Source organism: Streptomyces mirabilis (assembly GCF_039503195.1).
GTDB classification, from domain to species: domain Bacteria; phylum Actinomycetota; class Actinomycetes; order Streptomycetales; family Streptomycetaceae; genus Streptomyces; species Streptomyces mirabilis_D.
Map to the genome: position 1 here is coordinate 7,984,310 of NZ_JBCJKP010000001.1, position 16,803 is coordinate 8,001,112.

The 16,803-nt window shown below is 72.1% G+C and carries 13 protein-coding genes and 1 pseudogene; 7 read left to right on the forward strand and 7 right to left on the reverse strand.

Translation table 11 applies throughout. The features are described from left to right. Window positions 1-11: 11 nt before the first annotated feature. The 3 genes from AAFF41_RS36285 to AAFF41_RS36295 all read right to left on the reverse strand — a co-directional run bounded on the left by AAFF41_RS36285 (window position 12) and on the right by AAFF41_RS36295 (window position 4,786). Window positions 12-2,969 carry a SpoIIE family protein phosphatase gene (locus AAFF41_RS36285; RefSeq protein ID WP_343325270.1) on the reverse strand — a complete coding sequence of 986 codons (2,958 nt, stop codon included), beginning with the start codon at window positions 2,967-2,969 and terminating at the stop codon, window positions 12-14. A gap of 64 nt (window positions 2,970-3,033) precedes the next feature. Next, complete coding sequence (locus AAFF41_RS36290; RefSeq protein ID WP_319750927.1) at window positions 3,034-3,477, reverse strand: SRPBCC family protein; 444 nt, start codon at window positions 3,475-3,477, stop codon at window positions 3,034-3,036. A gap of 73 nt (window positions 3,478-3,550) precedes the next feature. Next, a complete protein-coding gene (locus tag AAFF41_RS36295; protein ID WP_319750926.1) occupies window positions 3,551-4,786 on the reverse strand; it encodes a HEAT repeat domain-containing protein in 1,236 nt (411 codons plus the stop codon). 230 nt (window positions 4,787-5,016) lie between these two features. On the opposite strand from AAFF41_RS36295, the gene AAFF41_RS36300 reads away from it, so the two are divergent. Beyond that, the gene (locus tag AAFF41_RS36300) at window positions 5,017-6,231 is read left to right on the forward strand and encodes a cytochrome P450 family protein (RefSeq protein ID WP_343325271.1); all 1,215 of its coding nucleotides are present in this window, start codon (window positions 5,017-5,019) and stop codon (window positions 6,229-6,231) included. A 10-nt stretch (window positions 6,232-6,241) separates the two neighbouring features. Here the strand turns inward: AAFF41_RS36300 and AAFF41_RS36305 are convergent, their stop codons facing one another. Beyond that, window positions 6,242-7,009 (reverse strand): polysaccharide deacetylase family protein, encoded by a 768-nt coding sequence (locus tag AAFF41_RS36305; RefSeq protein ID WP_319751039.1) that lies wholly within the window; start codon window positions 7,007-7,009, stop codon window positions 6,242-6,244. A gap of 96 nt (window positions 7,010-7,105) precedes the next feature. Then, window positions 7,106-8,443 carry a Gfo/Idh/MocA family protein gene (locus AAFF41_RS36310; protein ID WP_319750924.1) on the reverse strand — a complete coding sequence of 446 codons (1,338 nt, stop codon included), beginning with the start codon at window positions 8,441-8,443 and terminating at the stop codon, window positions 7,106-7,108. 125 nt (window positions 8,444-8,568) lie between these two features. Here AAFF41_RS36310 and AAFF41_RS36315 point away from each other — a divergent pair, with 125 nt between their 5' ends. From AAFF41_RS36315 to AAFF41_RS36340, 6 genes and pseudogenes are all read left to right on the forward strand, one after another. Next, window positions 8,569-9,855 (forward strand): ABC transporter substrate-binding protein, encoded by a 1,287-nt coding sequence (locus AAFF41_RS36315; protein ID WP_343325272.1) that lies wholly within the window; start codon window positions 8,569-8,571, stop codon window positions 9,853-9,855. Beyond that, a complete protein-coding gene (locus tag AAFF41_RS36320) occupies window positions 9,852-10,787 on the forward strand; it encodes a carbohydrate ABC transporter permease (RefSeq protein ID WP_343325273.1) in 936 nt (311 codons plus the stop codon). Before AAFF41_RS36315 ends, AAFF41_RS36320 begins: the two co-directional genes overlap by 4 nt. Beyond that, the gene (locus AAFF41_RS36325; RefSeq protein ID WP_343325274.1) at window positions 10,784-11,683 is read left to right on the forward strand and encodes a carbohydrate ABC transporter permease; all 900 of its coding nucleotides are present in this window, start codon (window positions 10,784-10,786) and stop codon (window positions 11,681-11,683) included. Before AAFF41_RS36320 ends, AAFF41_RS36325 begins: the two co-directional genes overlap by 4 nt. After that, entirely contained in the window at window positions 11,680-12,369 is a 690-nt protein-coding gene (locus AAFF41_RS36330; RefSeq protein WP_319750920.1) for a hypothetical protein, read from the forward strand. Before AAFF41_RS36325 ends, AAFF41_RS36330 begins: the two co-directional genes overlap by 4 nt. Then, entirely contained in the window at window positions 12,366-14,129 is a 1,764-nt protein-coding gene (locus tag AAFF41_RS36335) for an MDR/zinc-dependent alcohol dehydrogenase-like family protein (RefSeq protein ID WP_319750919.1), read from the forward strand. The genes AAFF41_RS36330 and AAFF41_RS36335 overlap by 4 nt, the downstream gene beginning before the upstream one ends. A 42-nt stretch (window positions 14,130-14,171) precedes the next feature. Then, window positions 14,172-14,750: pseudogene (locus AAFF41_RS36340) on the forward strand (MFS transporter); the annotation flags it as partial. Window positions 14,751-14,799: 49 nt separating this feature from the next. Here AAFF41_RS36340 and AAFF41_RS36345 read toward each other — a convergent pair. Continuing rightward, window positions 14,800-15,996, reverse strand: a complete 1,197-nt coding sequence (locus tag AAFF41_RS36345; protein WP_319750918.1) for a glycosyltransferase — start codon at window positions 15,994-15,996, stop codon at window positions 14,800-14,802. Next, on the reverse strand, window positions 15,997-16,803 hold the full coding sequence (locus AAFF41_RS36350; protein ID WP_319750917.1) for an alpha/beta fold hydrolase: 807 nt from the start codon (window positions 16,801-16,803) through the stop codon (window positions 15,997-15,999).

Sequence of the window (16,803 nt, forward strand, 5' to 3'; positions counted from 1 at the left end):
CCGCCGGTCGGCTACTGGGGGGCAGGGCCCGGCAGTTCCTGGTCCCCGGAGGTGAGCTCGTCGAGGTCTCGGGCGAACTCCTCGGTGTCCAGGAACGGAAGGTCCAGGACGTCGGTGGGCAGGCCTGTCGGGCTCTCCGGGCCGAGCAGTGGCTGCTCGGTCCAGATGCACTTTCCGGTCGCCGTGTAGCGGGTGCCCCAGCGCCGGGAGAGCGCGGTGACGAGTTGCAGTCCGCGTCCGCCTTCGTCGGTCTCCGACGCCCGGCGGATGCGCGGCATGGTCAGACTCCCGTCGAAGACCTCGCAGACCAGCTCGGGGCCGTGCAGGAGGCGTAGCCGCACGGGTCCCTTCGCGTGGCGCACGACGTTGCCGACCAGCTCGCTGGCGAGGAGTTCCGTCGTCGGCGTCAGGTCGTCCAGGCCCCAGGTGTGAAGCTGCTCGCGGATGTGGCAGCGGGCCTGCCCGGCCGCTCGCGGGTCCTCGGGGAGCAGCCAGGAAGCCATGTCGTCGTCGGTCAGCGCGTGGAGGCGGGCGATGAGGAGGGCCGCGTCGTCGGCGGTGGAGTGCTCGGCGGGGAGCAGTCCTGCGGTGACGGTGTCGCAGAGGCGCTCCAGGTCGGCGGCCACCTCACCGGGCCCCTCGTGCGCGGCCCGCAGCAGCCGGGCGAGTTCGGCCATGCCGTCGTCGATCTCGCGGGTGGCCGACTCGACCAGGCCGTCGGTGTAGAGGACGAGCAGGCTCCCGTCCGGCACCATCATCTCGAAGGTCTCGAAGGGTGGCTCCGCCGCGCCGAGCGGCGGATCGGGGGCGACCTCGGGGAAGTACACACTTCCGTCGGGGTGGACCACGGCGGGCGGGGGATGTCCGGCACGGGCGACGGAGCAGATCTGGGTGGTGGAGTCGTACAGCGCGTACAGGCAGGTGGCGTAGGACTCCTCTGCCATGCCGCCGACGATGTCGTTGAGGTGGCTCATGATCTCGTCGGGGGGAAGTTCGAGGTCGGCCAGGGTGTGCACCGCTGTGCGCAGCCGCCCCATGGTGGCCGCCTCGGGCAGCCCGTGGCCCATCACGTCACCGACGACCAGGGCGACCCGACCGCCGGAGAGAGGGATGATGTCGTACCAGTCGCCGCCGACGTCCATGCCCTGGCCGGCGGGGAGATAGCGAGCGGCGGCGGTGCACGCGGGCAGTTCGGGCAGGCCGCTGGGGAGCAGACTGCGCTGGAGTTCCTGGGAACGGGTGTGCTCGGCGTCGTAGAGCCGGGCCCGTTCCAGGGCCTGTGCGACGAGGGCGCTGATCGTGGTCAGCAGCGTGCGCTCCTCGTCGCTGAGACGGCGGGGCCGGTCGAAGGAGACCACGCACACCCCGAACGTGTGCCCGGACGCGGTCAGCGGCATGAACGCCCAGGCCTGTTTGCCCGCCTTGGGCGGCCGGGCGGCGAGTTCGGGGTAGCGGGCCGTGTACTCGGCGCGCGTGGAGAGGAACAGCGGCGTGCCGCTCAGGATCGGGTCCCAGACCGGGTCGCGGGCCGCCCGGGCACGACCGTTGATCGTGTCGAGGAAGGCGGGCGGGTAGCCGACGGCCCCGACGTTGTACGCCCGGTCGTCCTCGATGGCCTGCACCACGAGGCCGGTGGCGCCGAACGGCGGCAGTACGCGCCGTGCGACGGCGGCCACCACGTCCCGGGAGGTCGTCGCCTTGGCGAGGGACGCGGTCAGCTCGGCGATCCGGGCGGCGCGCTCGGCGGCGGCCTGTTCGGCGGCGGACCGTTCGTCCTCGTGCCGCCGGATCTCGGTCACGTCGGTGAAGTAGAGGGTGAGGCCGTCGGGTCCCGGGACCAGCCGCAGGTGGAGGCGGCGCCCGGTGTCCGGAGTGTCCATGTCGAAGCCGGCGGGCTGCTGCGCGGCGGCGGCCTCCCGGCAGCGCTTCTCCAGATCGGGGACCTGCCGGACGGAGGGAAGCTCCCACAGGACGCGGCCGGACAGCTCCTCCTCGGAGGAGCCCAGCATGCGTTCGGCCGCCAGGTTCAGGAAGGTGATCCGCCAGCGGTCGTCCACGGCGAGGAAGCCGTCACTCATATGGCGCAGAGCCCGGCTGAGCGCGTCGCGTGCGGAGCGGGACTCGTTGCTCTCCCATCCCACCCCGATCATCCGTACGGGTTCGCCCTGAGCGTTGTAAGTGGCCCGGGCGCGGGCCTGGGTCCATCCGTAGGTGCCGTCCAGGCGGCGCACCCGGTACTCGGCCTCGAACACCGTATGGTCCCGGAGCGCCTTCTCCGCCGCCCCCAGGGTCGGCGCCAGGTCGTCGGGGTGGACGATCCTCATCCAGTTCTCGATCCGGCCGGTGAACTCGGAGGGCCTGGTGCCGTAGAGCTGAAGGGCGGCCTCGTCCCAGACCAGCTCGCCGGTCTCGATGTTCCAGTCCCACGAGCCGACCCGGACCTCCTCCAGAGCCTGCCGCAGCCGGTCACCGCTCAGATCCTCCCGGGGCGGCCGAGCGGGCGGCGGTGCGTGCTGCATGCGCTCCTCGGTCCAGGCGATCACGGCCTGCAGGAAACCCCACTGCTCGACGGTCGGCTTCCCCTGGGCGCCCATCGCCACGGTGAGCGCGCCGATGCCGCGGTCGCCGCTGAACACCGGAACGGCCGCCAGCCCGGTCCCGGGCCAGGAGACCGCACCGGATCCGGGCTGTTCGCCGGAGCCCGGCGCGATCCACACACCTCGGCCCTGGTGCAGGGCCCGGGCCGGGGCCAGCGGGCCTTCCTGGTCGATGATCTCCCAGGGCCGGGTGAGGACCGCGGGCAGGCCGGCCGCCGACACCAGGCGCAGCGCGGACATGGGGCCCCGCAGATGGATCATTCCTCCCAGGGCACCCAGCTCCCCCATCGCGTGCTGGAGCGTCAGCCGGAAGATCTCACTCTCCGTGACACCTCGGTCCACCGCGCTGAGCAGAGCCAGCCGTGTATTCATGATGTAAAGACTACAATTTTCCCGTTTCCTGCAGAGGTGCGCGACCCGCCGTGGGCACGGAGCGTCACGATCCCGGCCGCAGCAGCCCTTCCACCGCTCGCCCGAACATCCACCGCCCCGCCCACCCCAGCGGCCGGTCGAGGAACCGCGGCAGCCACCGTACGTTCAGATCCTCCCGCCAGAGCACCCGCGACCCCCCGCCCGCCACCGCACGGACCTCGACCTCGGCCCACCCGGTGACGAACGTGCCGCGCTTGACCAGCCGGCACCTTCCCGCGCCCCCGTCCCGGGGTGGCCGCCAGGTGACGACCTCCATCGGGTCGTCGAAGACCAACGGGCCCACCCCCGACCGCGCGACGAACACCGTGCCCTCGCCGGTCGGCGGCGGCGTGCGCACGGTGACCCGGGTCAGCGGGACGACGGCGGCATGCCGGGGCCAGTCGGTGAGGCGACGCCAACTCTCTTCGACGGGAGAAGGGGACACGCGTTCCAGCTGGAAGAGGACCACGCCCCGATCGTAGGCGGCGCGAACGGTCACCCCCCACGACCGGCACGGCTCCGACCCACCCACGACCCCCGGGTCAGCGCGGCGCGGCCGCGTCCGTCTTCCGGCGGTGCCGCTCCACGTCGTAGAGCTGCCCGAAGTACGGCCCCTCCGCATCGGTGGCGTCGAGAGCGGCCAGGATCTCGTCCCCGCGGGGATCGTCCCGCAGGGCCAACTGCACGGCCGCGGTCACCCGTACGTCCTCCGTCTCGTCGGTGAGGCACGCCGCGAGCGCGTCCGAGACCTCGGAATCCGCGGGCGCGGAGACCAGCGCGGCGCAGGCCCCCCGGCGGACCTCGGCCGCCTCGTCCCGGGTGCACGCGAGGACCGTGGCCAGGGCGTCCCGGCGCCCGGCGTCGACTCCGTACCGCAGACCGAAGACCGCCCACCCCCGGACCCCGCTGTCGGCATGCCGGGCGAGGTCGTGCAGGGGGCGCTCGGCACGGGGATCCAGGGCGCCGGACAGTCCCGCGGTCAGGGGCCGCAGCACGCGCGGATCCGGTTCGCGCGCGGCCCACGGCAGGAAGAGATCGACCAGCGGGGCGTCGAACGGTGCCTCGTCGCTGTAGTCGAAGAGGTTGAACAGCCGGAGCACTTCCGCGCCGAAGTACCGCTCCCGCGGGTCCGGCCGGTCCCGCAGTGCGGCGGACATGTCCCACGTGGCGCGATCACGGCGCTGCTGGAGGACATCCGTCGTCACCCACCAGATCTCGTGGTCGACGTCCGGTTCGGCCAGCGCCCTCGACAGCAGCTCGGCGAACGAGGTCCTGATCCCGTACCGGGGCTCCAGCGCCGTCAGGATCGCGCTGTGTCCGTTACGGACCGTCAGGCCCCCCAGCGTCAGCTCCTCGACGCTCACCCCGTGCTCGTCACGAACCGTCTCGCGCCGCACCGTTCCCGCCGAACCGCTCCTGCGACGCAGCTCGGCCACGGCACCCGTCTCGTGCCAGGACCGGACCAGCGCGAGGGCGTCACGCCCTTCATGGTCCTTGTGCCACAGCTGCGCCCCATGGTTGATGAGCGCGTTCACGATGTCGGAGGCGCCGCGGTCGACCGCCCGCAGCAGCGGGGTCTGGCCGTCCACGACCCGGTCCAGCCGGGCGGAGCGCATCAGGACCTCGACCGTGGCCAGGTCGAAGCCGTCCACCGCCAGGCAGAGCGCGGGCGTGCCCCGGTCGTCGACGGCGTCGGGGTCGCCGCCGGCGTCCAGGAGCGCCGTCACCGCCTTCACGTCGCCACTCCGCACCGCCGCCGTCAGCGACTCCCCGCCCATACGCCCCCGCTTCCCTCACCGAAACCCCGCCCGACGGCACGAGGCCGACGGCACGCGATGCCAACCGCGCCGCCCGACCATCCGCCCGTCGATTTCGGCCCGGCCACGGGCAACTTCCGCTCACTCCTGCGCTGTTGACACACCGTCCGTCAGGTACCAGGCTATCCGGGGAGTGCTCCCCATTTGTACCCCACCCCCGTGATCGACCGGTCCAGAGAGCAGGAGTCCACGTGTCGGACCAGCCCCACGTCATCGACCCCGCCGGCGCCGACCTCCACGGCGAGGCGGATCTGCTGCGCGAACGCGGTGCCGCGGCCCTCATCGAACTGCCGGGCGGGATAAGGGCCTGGGCGCCCACCCAGTACGAGATCCTCAAGCGGCTGCTGGCCGACGACCGGGTGTCCAAGGACCCCAACCAGCACTGGCCCGCCTGGATCAGTGGCGAGTACCGCGAGAGCTGGATCACCCTCTGGGTCGGCGTGACCAACATGTTCACCGCGTACGGCGCCGACCACCGCAGGCTGCGCAAGCTCGTCTCGCCGGCGTTCACCAAACGCCGTACGGACGCGCTCAAGCCCCGCATCGAGGAACTCGCCGCCACCCTGCTCGACCGGATGGCCGAGGCCCCCGACGGGCGGGTCGACCTCCGGTCCGCCTACGCGCACCCGCTCCCGATGCAGGTGATCTGCGAGCTGTTCGGCCTGCCCGAGGACCGGCGCGCCGACACCGCGCGCCTCATCGAGGCCAACATGGACACCACCATCACCCCCGAACGGGCCATGGCCACCTACCGGGAGATCCACGAACTGCTCGCCGGACTGGTCGCCGCCAAGCGTGAGCGGCCGGGCGACGACCTGACGACCGCCCTGATCACGGCCCGGGACGAGGAGGGTTCGCAGCTCGCCGAGAGCGAACTGATCGACACCCTCCTCCTCGTCATCGGAGCGGGCCACGAGACCACGGTCAACCTGATCGGCAACGCGGTCCACGCCCTGCTGACCCACCCCGAGCAGCTGCTCCGGGTGCGCAGCGGCGAGATCCCCTGGAGCGAGGTGATCGAGGAGACCCTGCGCTGGGCCCCCTCCATCGCCAACCTCCCGCTGCGGTACGCCGTCGAGGACATCAAGCTGCCCGACGGCACACTGATCGCGCGGGGCGACGCGATCCTGGCGACGTACGCGGCGGCCGGCCGCGACCCCCTGCGGCACGGCGAGAGCGCGGGCCGCTTCGACCTCAGCCGCACGGACAAGGAGCACCTCGCCTTCGGCCACGGCGTCCACTACTGCATCGGCGCCCCGCTGGCCCGCCTGGAGGCGTCCCTCGCGCTCCCCGCGCTCTTCGCCCGCTTCCCCGACCTGAGCCTCGACGACACTCATGGCCCGGCCCGCCTCGCCGAGTCCTTCATCGGCCACGGCTACCGGGTACTGCCGGTGCAACTGGGCTGACGCGCGGCCGTCAGGGGCGGTAGACGGTACCGGGCTTCGCCTTCCCCGGCGCCAGCAGCTGCGGCACGGTCACGAACACGTACCCCCGCTCCTTGAGCGCGTCGATGATCCCGGGCACCGCGGGCACGGTGCCCGGGTAGAGGTCGTGCAGCAGGATGATCCCGTCCCGGCTCGCCTGCTTCAGGACGCGCTGCTGTATGACCTTGGGGTCGAACGTCTTGTAGTCCTTGGCGGTCACGCTCCACAGGACCTCCGAGAGGCCGAGCTCGCGGCTGATCTTGTGCACGGTGTCGTTGGTCCGCCCCTGTGGCGGGCGCATGAGCGTCGGCCGCTTCCCGGTGAGCTTCTCTATCGCGTCGTCGGGCTTCTCCAGCTCCTCGCGGATTTCAGCGGGCTTGATCTCCGTCAGGATCCTGTGGTCCCAGGTGTGACTGGCGACCTCGTGTCCCTCGGCGGCCATCCGCTTGACGAGTTCCGGGTACTTCTCGATGTGCCGCTTGCCGAGCAGGAAGAAGGTCGCCGGGACCTGCTTCTCCTTGAGGATGTCGAGAAGCTTGGCCGAGTTCTCGCTCGGCCCGGCGTCGAAGGTGAGCGCGATGCACTTGGCCTGGCGGCAGTCGACGGTCCCGAACGTCGCCGGGGCGCCGGCGGCGGCCTGCGTGCGGGCGGCGGCCGGCGTGGTGGTGTGGACGGTCGTGCATCCCGTCAGCGGCAGGGCAAGCGAAACGGCCGCCAGAAAGGCGGCCGTCGAACGCAACCAGGTCCCCGGTCTCTTCATCTTCATGGTCAGCGAAGGCATGCGGAGACTGTACAGCTGGTGTATACACCGCATGCATAGGGGCGCGAAACGTTCGCATTCCGGAGAAACCCCTGCTCAGACGTCCAGAAGCGCCTGTGCCCGTACCGGCAGCCCGCTCTCGAGCGACCGGTTCGCGGCCAGGCCCGTCACCAGCGACCGCGCTCCGTCCACCGCGTCCGCCGCCCGCCCGACCGGATCGGCCCCGTCCGTCCGCTCCCCGAACAGATCGGCCAGCATGCGGACGTCCCCGCCGCCGTGGCCCCCCTCGCCCGTCGGCACCTTCACCTCCTGCGGCGGCTCCCAGAAGCGGCGCAGCAGCAACTCCGTGCGCCCGGCCTCGTCACCGACCGCCGCGCCGTGCATCACCGGGCCCGAGGTCCGCGTCCGCACCGGGGGCCGCGACCACGTGGACTCCTCCACGAGGAGTTCGAGCCGCCCCTCGCTGCCGTTGAAGCACACCCGGTAGCCCTCCCAGGGCGCGTACGCGGTCAGGTGGTACGTGAGGGTGGCGCCGGACGCGTACCGGACCAGGACCGCCATGTCGTCCTCGATGGTCACGCCGGGCCCGAACACGTTCTGGTCCCGGTGATAGCCGTCCTCGTGCTCGGCGTCGAGATACAGCGCGCGCAGTGCCGGTGAGTCCGCCAGATGTACGGCGAAGGGGTCGTCCCGCGCCGCCGGGGAACCGTGGGCCCGGGTGTACGGGCGGGCGAGTCCGCGGCGCCCGCCCGCCGTGTCGCCGTAGAAGAAGAGGCCGCCCTGCGCGTAGACGGTTTCGGGGCGGGTGCCCAGCCACCAGTTGACCAGGTCGAAGTGGTGGGTCGACTTGTGGACCAGCAGGCCGCCGGAGTTCGCCTTCTCGCGGTGCCAGCGGCGGAAGTAGTCGGCGCCGTGCCGCAGGTCGAGCAGCCACTCGAAGTGCACCGAGCCGACCTCGCCGATCCCGCCGGACGCGAGGATCTCCCGTACGGCCGCATGCACCGGGTTGTAGCGGTAGTTGAAGGCGACGCGGACCTGGCGGCCGGTGCGCCGCCGGGCGTCCAGGATGCGGTGGGCGCGGTCGGCGTCGGTGGTCATCGGCTTCTCGGTCACCACGTCGCAGCCCGCCTCCAGGGCGCGCACGATGTACGCGTCGTGGGTGCGGTCCACGGTGCACACCACGACCAGGTCCACGCGCTCGCGGCGCAGCATCAGGTCGAAGTCCTCGGCCGCGTACGCCGGTACGGGCGCCCGGCCGGGGTGGGCCGCCGCGATCCACTCGTGGTGCACCGCCATGCGGTGGGCGTTCACGTCGCAGAGGCCGACGAGGTCGACACGGTCGGCGTGCGGGCCGGTCAGCGCCTCGGTGTAGAGCTGGGCGCGGGCGCCGAGGCCCACCACGGCGGCGCGGCGGCGTGGGGAGGCGGGGGTCATACGGTCTCCGTCCGTCCTGGGGATCCGTGCTGCCGATCCGTGTACGGGTCTTGTAGTGACATCCGCACATTACCTAGGGTCGCTCCAGGTGCAAGCGCTTTCTGAATGGGAGGGATGACTCACTCATGCCCGGTGACAGGACAATGAAGTCCCGTACCGCAGCTGTCGTTCTCGCGTTCTGCGCGACGCTGGCGGCGGGCTGCTCGGGCTCGGGAGGATCGAGCGGCACGGGCGGGAAGGTCGTGCTCCGCTACACCTGGTGGGGCAACCCCGACCGGGCGGCCAGAACCGAACAGGCCGTCTCGCTCTTCGAGAAGAAGCACCCGGGGATCCAGGTCCAGACCTCGTTCGCGGGATACGACGCCTACAAGCAGAAGCTCGCCACCCAGGCGGCCGGCGGCGACGCCCCCGACGTGATGCAGCTCGACTACCGGATGATCGACCAGTACGCGTCCGGCGGTGTGCTCCTCGACCTCGGTAAGCGGACGGCGCTGCGCACCGACGACATCGACGCGGGGCTGCTGGCCACCGGAGTCGTGGACGGCAAGCAGTACGCCGTCCCGCAGGGCCGCGGCACCGAGACCGTGGTCTACGACGCGAAGCAGTGGAAGGCGGCCGGGGTCGCTCCGCCCGCCCAGGGCTGGACCTGGGACGAGTGGGCCGACGCCATGCGCGCGCTCACGAAGAAGTCCCACAAGCCCGGCGCCACCGACCCGGGGCAGAGCGAGGACGCCTTCGAGGTGTGGCTGCGCGGCCGGGGCAAGGCCCTCTACACCAAGGACCGGCGGCTCGGCTTCACCGCCGACGACCTGGCCCGCTGGTGGACCTTCACCGACGGACTGCGGCGCGCGGGAGCGGTCTCGCCGGCCGAACAGACCACCCAGCTCGACGGCTCGGTCGAGAACACCCCGCTCGGCCGCGGCAAGGCCGTCTCCGACTTCAACTGGGACGCCCCCTCCAGCGGTTATCTCGCGCTCGTCCCGGGCGGCCCGACCCTCGCGCCCATGCCCTCGGGCGCGGACGGCACCCCGGGCCAGTACTTCAAGCCGTCCATGTTCATGGGCGCCGCCGCCGACACCGGGCACCCCGACCAGGCCGCCCAGCTCATCGACTTCATGCTCAACGACCCGGAGGCCGCCGCCATCCTCGGCGCCACCCGCGGCATCCCGGTCAACGAGTCGATCCGCCAGGACCTCACCCCGGACCTCAAGGACTTCGACAAGACCGTCGCGGACTTCCAGAGCTCACTGGAAGGCAGCCTCAACGCCCCACCACAGGCCCCGCCCTCCGGCGACAACGCGCTCCAGACCACCTTCCAGCGCGACTACGACCAGGTCTCCTTCGAGCGGATGTCGCCCCGCGAGGCGGCCAGGAACTACGTCACCGAGGCGAAGGCGGAGCTGCGGTCATGACCACCACCGACCTCCCCGCCGGCCGGGCGCGCACCCGGACCGCCAGCTCCAAGCGGCCGAAGCGCCAACGCGAGGGCGCCGCCTGGGTGTTCCTCTCACCCTGGGTCCTGGGCGCCGCCGTCCTCACGCTCCTCCCGATGGCGGTCTCGCTCTACCTCTCCTTCACCGACTACGACCTGTTCAACGCCCCGCACTGGGTGGGCCTGCGCAACTACACCCAGATGTTCACCGAGGACCCGCGCTACTGGCGCTCGGTCGGCACGACACTCACGTACGTCGTCATCGCGGTACCGCTGCAACTGGGGCTCGCCCTCGTCGTCGCGCTCGCCCTGAAGAACATGAAGCGCGGCAAGGGCTTCTACCGCTCCGCCTTCTACGCGCCCTCCCTGCTCGGCGCCTCCATGTCCGTGGCCCTGGTGTGGCGGGCGATCTTCAACGACGGCGGCACGGTCGACCACCTCCTCGGCACCGGCGGCTGGGTCAACCGGCCCGGCTGGGCACTGCTCGCCGTCGCCCTGCTCACCGTGTGGCAGTTCGGCGCCCCGATGGTGATCTTCCTGGCCGGACTCCAGCAGATCCCGGGCGAGCTGTACGAGGCGGCCCAGGTCGACGGCGCCTCCCGATGGCGCCAGTTCCTCTCCATCACCGTGCCGATGCTCTCCCCGGTGATCTTCTTCAACCTGGTGCTCCAGACCATCCAGGCCTTCCAGGTCTTCACCCCCGCCTTCGCCGTCAGCGCGGGCAAGGGCGGCCCGGCCGACTCGACGCTCTTCTACACCCTCTACCTCTACGACCGCGGCTTCGTCGCCTCCCACATGGGCTACGCCTCCGCGATGGCCTGGGTGCTGCTCCTGGTCATCGGCGCCGTCACCGCCGTCCTGTTCCGCACCTCGCGCTCCTGGGTCTTCTACGCGTCCGAGGGGGACCGATGACCACGCAGACACGTACACCGACGCGTACGCCGGTGAGCACGTCGACCGCCGGCGCCCGCGAGCCGATCGCCTGGCGGCGCTTCGCCCTGCACGCCGGCTGCCTGGCCGCGCTGCTGGTCATGCTCTACCCGCTGGCCTGGCTGCTCGCGACCTCGCTCAAGCCCGCGAACGAGGTCATCGCCAGCCTCAACCTGCTGCCCAGCCACCTGGAGTGGTCCAACTACACCACCGCCCTCGACGGCGTGAACGACGTCTCCGTGTGGCGGCTGCTCGGCAACTCCCTGCTCATCGCGGGCGGCGCGGTCCTCGGCAACGTCCTGTCCTGCTCGCTCGCCGCCTACGCCTTCGCCCGGCTGCGGTTCCGCTTCCGCGGCCCGCTGTTCGCGTTCATGATCGCCACGATCATGCTGCCGCACCACGCCGTGCTGATCCCGCAGTACATCATCTTCAACAAGCTCGGCATGGTGAACACCTACTGGCCGCTGATCCTGCCGAAGTTCCTCGCCACCGAGGCGTTCTTCGTCTTCCTCATCGTGCAGTTCATGCGGGGGCTGCCGCGTGAACTGGAGGAGGCGGCGCGGATCGACGGCTGCGGGCCCTTCCGGAGCTTCTTCCTGGTCGTCCTCCCGCTCACCCGCCCCGCCCTGATCACCACTGCGATCTTCACCTTCATCTGGACCTGGAACGACTTCTTCACCCAGCTCATCTACCTCTTCTCGCCCGAGAAGTTCACGCTGACGCTGGCCCTCAGGTCGTTCGTCGACGCCTCCAGCCAGTCGGCCTTCGGCCCGATGTTCGCGATGTCCGTCATCGCGCTGCTCCCGATCGTGCTGTTCTTCCTCGCCTTCCAGCGGTTCCTGGTCGAGGGCATGGCGAACTCGGGGATCAAGGGATGAGCGCCGACCGCGCGGCCCGGGAGCCGGGCGAGATCTTCGGCCCGCGCATGACGCTGTTCGCCGACGTACTGCTGGTGGGGCTGGTCACCGCGGTCGCCTGTCTGCCGCTGGTGACCCTCCCCGCCGCGCTGTCGACCTCATGCGCGCTGCTGCGCGCCACCGGCGCGGGCGAACCGGCCACCGCACGGCGGTACGTGGCCCTGCTGCACGAACGGCCGTGGGCGGCGGACCTGGCGGCCGGGCTGGTCTGGATCGCGGGCGCGGGGCTGCTCGTGGCGGACCTCGCGCTCGCGGGCGCGGGGCTGCCGGGCGCGCCGGTCTTCGCGGTCGTCGCCGCCGCGATCGGCGCGTACGCCGCCGTGGTCGCCCTGCGGGCCTGCGCGCGCCCCGAGTCCCGCACCGACTGGCGGGCCGCCGTGCGGGGCGCGGCGGGCGACTCGGTCCGAGACGCGGGCGGCAGCGCGCTGGCGCTGCTCGCCCTGGTGGCGGCCGTACTGTGCGCGTGGATGCTGGTACCGCTGGCGTTCCTGGTGCCGGGCCCCCTGGCGATGGCGCTCACCGCGATCGACGTACGGGACCACGCGAACGCAAGAGTCCCCTCCGCGAAGGACCCCTCAGTGAAAGACCCCACCCTCGACCACAGCGACGTGGAAGACCAGCGCGACCCCTCTCAGGAGCCCCAGTGACAGCCCGCAAGACCTTCCTCGCCGCGCTCGCCGACACCGGTGTCCCCCTCGACACCGCGTTCGTCGAGTTGCTCACCGCGACCGCCGAGACCAGCGCCAAGGCCGTCCTCGACGGGTACGGCGCCGACCTCGTCGAACTCCGTGACGGCGGCGAGGCCCGCGCGGCCACCCGTTCGCTGCGCACCCTCGTCTCGGTGTACGTGCACGAGGGCTCGGCGTACCACCACTCCGCCGCGCTCCTGGGTCCCGCCGCCGAACTCGCCGACGCGCTCGCCGAGGAGCAGTACGACAACGGGCTGTGGGAGCACGGGGCGGACGGCAACCCGGCGGACACCGCCTTCTCGATCGTCGACCTCAGCCTGATCCACCACCTGCTGGAGGAGGACGCCCACGAGCCGACCACCGGACTGCGGGCGACGATCGAGCGGATCCTGCGCCTGGCGGGCCCCTCCCTCGCCACCGGTGGCGTCCACACCGCCAACCACCGCTGGCTGGTCTGCGCGGCCCTCGCCCGCATCCACGCCCGCTGGCCCGACCCCGCCTACCCCGAGCGCATCGAGACCTGGCTCGCCGAGGGCATCGACCAGCTGCCCGGCGGCGAGTACAGCGAACGCAGCCCCAACTACTCGGCCGCGGTGACCAATCCGGCGCTGCTCGTACTGGCCCGCCACTACGGACGTAGGGACCTCTACGCGAACGTACGCGACAACCTGGCCGCCAACCTGTACGTCATCGAGCCCAACGGCGAGGTGGAGACGGTCCATTCGCGCCGCCAGGACCAGACGAGGGTCCGCCACCTGCCCGAGTTCTGGCTCCAGTACCGGGAGATGGCGCTGCGCGACGGAGACGGACGCTTCGCGGCGGTGGCCGCGCTGCTCCAGGAGCGCGGCACCGACCAGACCTTCGGCGAGACCCCCATCGGCGAGCGCCTCGCCCAGGTACTGGACCGGCCGGAGCTGGCCGCCCCGCTGCCCGAAGTGACCTCCCTGCCCGACGACTTCGAGCACCACGACGACAGCTGCCGCCTCGTCCGGGTCCGCCGCGGCACGCACACGGCGAGCGTCTTCGGCGGAACCGACTTCCCGGAACTGCACGCCATCTCGTCCGGCCTGTCCACCAACCCGACCTTCTTCAAGATGCGCAAGGGCGCGGCGATCCTCGACTCGCTCCGGCTGGCCCCGCGGTTCTTCGCGCTCGGCCACTTCCGGGCGGAGGGACTGGAGCGCACGGACGACGGCTGGCGGCTGCACGCCGAGGTCCGCGGCGCCTTCCACCACCCGCTGCCCCCCGAGCACCGCCGCCCCGACGGCGCCTACCCCCTCACCGACGACAGCCGCTTCTGGTCCGCGATGGACTTCCCGCACCGCCCGAAGGAATACCGCACACTCCGCACCGAAGTCCTGGTCCGTGAGGTCGGCGGCGGAGGCTGGGACATCTCCTTCGACCTCTCGGGCGAGGGCTGCGCGAGCCCGCTCGCCCTCGAACTCTGCTTCCGCCCCGGCGGCACCCTGACCGGGGACGGCCTCGAACCCGTCCCCGGCTCCCCGGACACCTTCCAGCTCGTCTCCGGCGAGGCCACCTACACCGTCGGCACCGACCACATCACCTTCGGCCCCGGCAACGGCAAGGGCGGCCGCCGGCCCGCGGTGGTGGACCCGGGCGAACGCTACGCCTGGCTGAACGGCTCCCTGACCCCGGACGGGGTACGGGTGCTGATCACGGGGCGCTCACCGCTGACGTACCGGTTGACGCTGAGGTGACGCTCGGGAAGCACCCTGGCCCCGCGATCGGGGAGCGAGGGAATGCCGAGTGGACTGATCGCGCTGGCACTCGGCGGGTTCGGCACAGGTCTGACCGAGTTCCTGATCGCCGGGCTGCTGCCGCAGGTGGCGTCGAGTTTCGCGGTGTCCGAGGCGGCCGCGGGGCGGCTGATCTCCGGGTACGCCGTGAGTGTCGCGATCGGCGCGATCGCGCTGACCGCGGCGACGGCGCGGCTGCCCCGCAAGGCGATCCTGGTCGGCCTGGTGGCGTTGTTCGTCATCGGCAACCTGTTGTCCGCTCTCGCGCCGAGCTATCCGGTGATGCTGCTCGGGCGGATCGTCGCGGCGTTGTGCCACGGCTCGTTCTTCGGCATCGGCTCCCTGGTCGCCCGCAGTCTGGTCGCGCCGGAGAAGAAGTCCCGCGCGGTGGCGGTCATGTTCGCCGGGCTGACGGTCGCGAACGTGCTGGGTGTGCCGTTCGGTGCGCTGGTCGGCGAGCGCTGGGGCTGGCGAGCGGCCTTCTGGGCGGTCACCGGAATCGGCCTGCTCGCGCTGGCCGGAATCGTCGCCCTCGTCCCCGCCGGCGCGGGAGAGAAACGGCCGCCGACCCGCCGGGCCGGGACGACGGGGCCGTCGGCCGGCGGCCGGTGCTCGGTCGTGCCGTTGTCGTTCATGCGCCGCCTCGTGCGCGTGTCACGGCCGACCCGGCCGGCAGTGCCGCGAGGCGGGCGGCGGCGGAGGCGCTGCCGCCCGCGGCCCGGAAGGACTCCCCGACGGCCTCGGCCGCCTTCCGGTGGCCCTCGGCCGGGTCGAGGACCGTCTCGACCGCCGCGCGGATCCTGGCCGCGTCCGCGCGGCCGAACCGCAGCCGTACACCGGCGCCCGCGTCCACGACCTGCCCGGCGACGATCGGCTGGTCGTCGCGGATCGGCGCCACGACGAGCGGGACACCGTGCCACAGCGCCTCGCACACGGTGTTGTGCCCGGCGTGGCAGACGACCGCGCCGAGCCGGGGGAGGAGGGCGAGTTGGGGTACGTGGGGGCGCAGGAGGATGTTGCCGGGAACCGGGCCCTCGACGAGGCCGCCGGGGTCGACGAGCACCGCCCGCACTCGGCCCGCCAGTCCGCCGAGCGCCAGCGTGGCCGCGTTCAGGAAACGGGCCCCGGCGTCGTTGTTGGCCGTGCCGAGACTGACCAGGACGGTGGGCAGCGGCGACGCGTCCAGCCAGTCCCAGGGGAAGTCGTCGCCGCTCGCGGGGCGGTCGGCGACGGACGGGCCCACCAGCCAGACCCGGTCGGGCAGTTCGACCGGGCCGAGCAGCGCACGGGTGGTGTACGCCAGGACGCCGTGCGGGGAGAAGCGGGGGTCCGCCGAGCCTGCCCCGTCGCAGATCCGGTTCCGCAACCGGGCCAGCAGCCCGTCCAGCCACGCCGCGACCTTCGGCATACCGGCCAGCGGGTCGACGAGTTCGGCGGAGGTGGTGGCCGAGGTCACCCAGACGCGCCCGAGGGGCTCGGCGACCAGCGCACCCGCCACCGCCTGCTGGTCGCAGACGACGACATCGGGGTCGTACGCCTCGATCGCCGCCCGCACCCCGGGCGCCATCGCGTCCGCCAGCGGGACGAGGAAGCTCTCCCAGAGGAACTGGAACGCGGCCGGTCCCTTCAGGTCGGCGGGCCGGGAGAGTCCCTCCTCGGGGAGGGCGCAGGGGAAGACGACGGCGTCGGATCCGACGAGAGCGCGGACGAGTTCCGGGTGGCCCGCCCACGCGACCTCGTGCCCGCGCCCCGCGAGTGCCGCCGCGGTGCCCACGGCCGGGTTGACGTGCCCGACCAGCGGCGGCACCACGAACAGGAACCGGCCCATCTAGCGGGCCTCCCGCAGCGCGTGCGCCTCCTGGCCGAGCAACAGCCAGTCGCGTACGAGGGCGTACGTCTGTTGGGTGGCCTCCACCAGAACCGAGTGGCCGAGGTCCGGCAGAACGACCGTACGGCAGTGGGGGAGCGCGGCCTCCAGCATCCCGGTCTGCGCCGACAGCTTGGACGCGCCGCCGAAGATGGCGAAGACCGGGCAGCGGATCGCGGACAGGTCCTCGTCGAGGAGAGCGCTGAGCGGGATCTCCTGGGCGAGCGCGGTGTCGTCGAGCACCCGGCCCGCCGCCCGGAACGGACGGGCGTTGCGCTCGCCCGGGTTCTCCCGCAGCCACTGGGTGACCTGCTGGACCACCAGTCCGCCCTGTTCGCCGACCAGGCCTTCGTACATGTTCCGTGCCCACGCCCGGGCCGGCGGTTCCGCCTCGATGGCGATCACGCTCGCGACCCGCTCGGGGCGGGTGGCGGCCATGGCGTACGCGACGGCGCCGCCGAAGGAGTTGCCGACGAGGTGCACCGGGCGGTCGATCACCAGCGCGTCCAGCAGTCCGTCGAGGTCGTCGACGAAGTCCTCCATCCGGTAGCCGGTCGGCGGCCGGGAGGTCTTGCCGTGCCCGCGCAGGTCGTACATGACGACGTCCAGGCCCTCCTCGGCGAGCCGCGGCGCGAGGCTGAAGTAGTAGCTGGCGAGGCTGTCGATGAGCAGGCCGTGGATGAGGACCACGACGGGGCGCGGGGAGCCGCTCTCGTGGCCCAGCCGCTGGACGTGTACGTCGATGCCGTTCACCCGCATCGTCGCCAT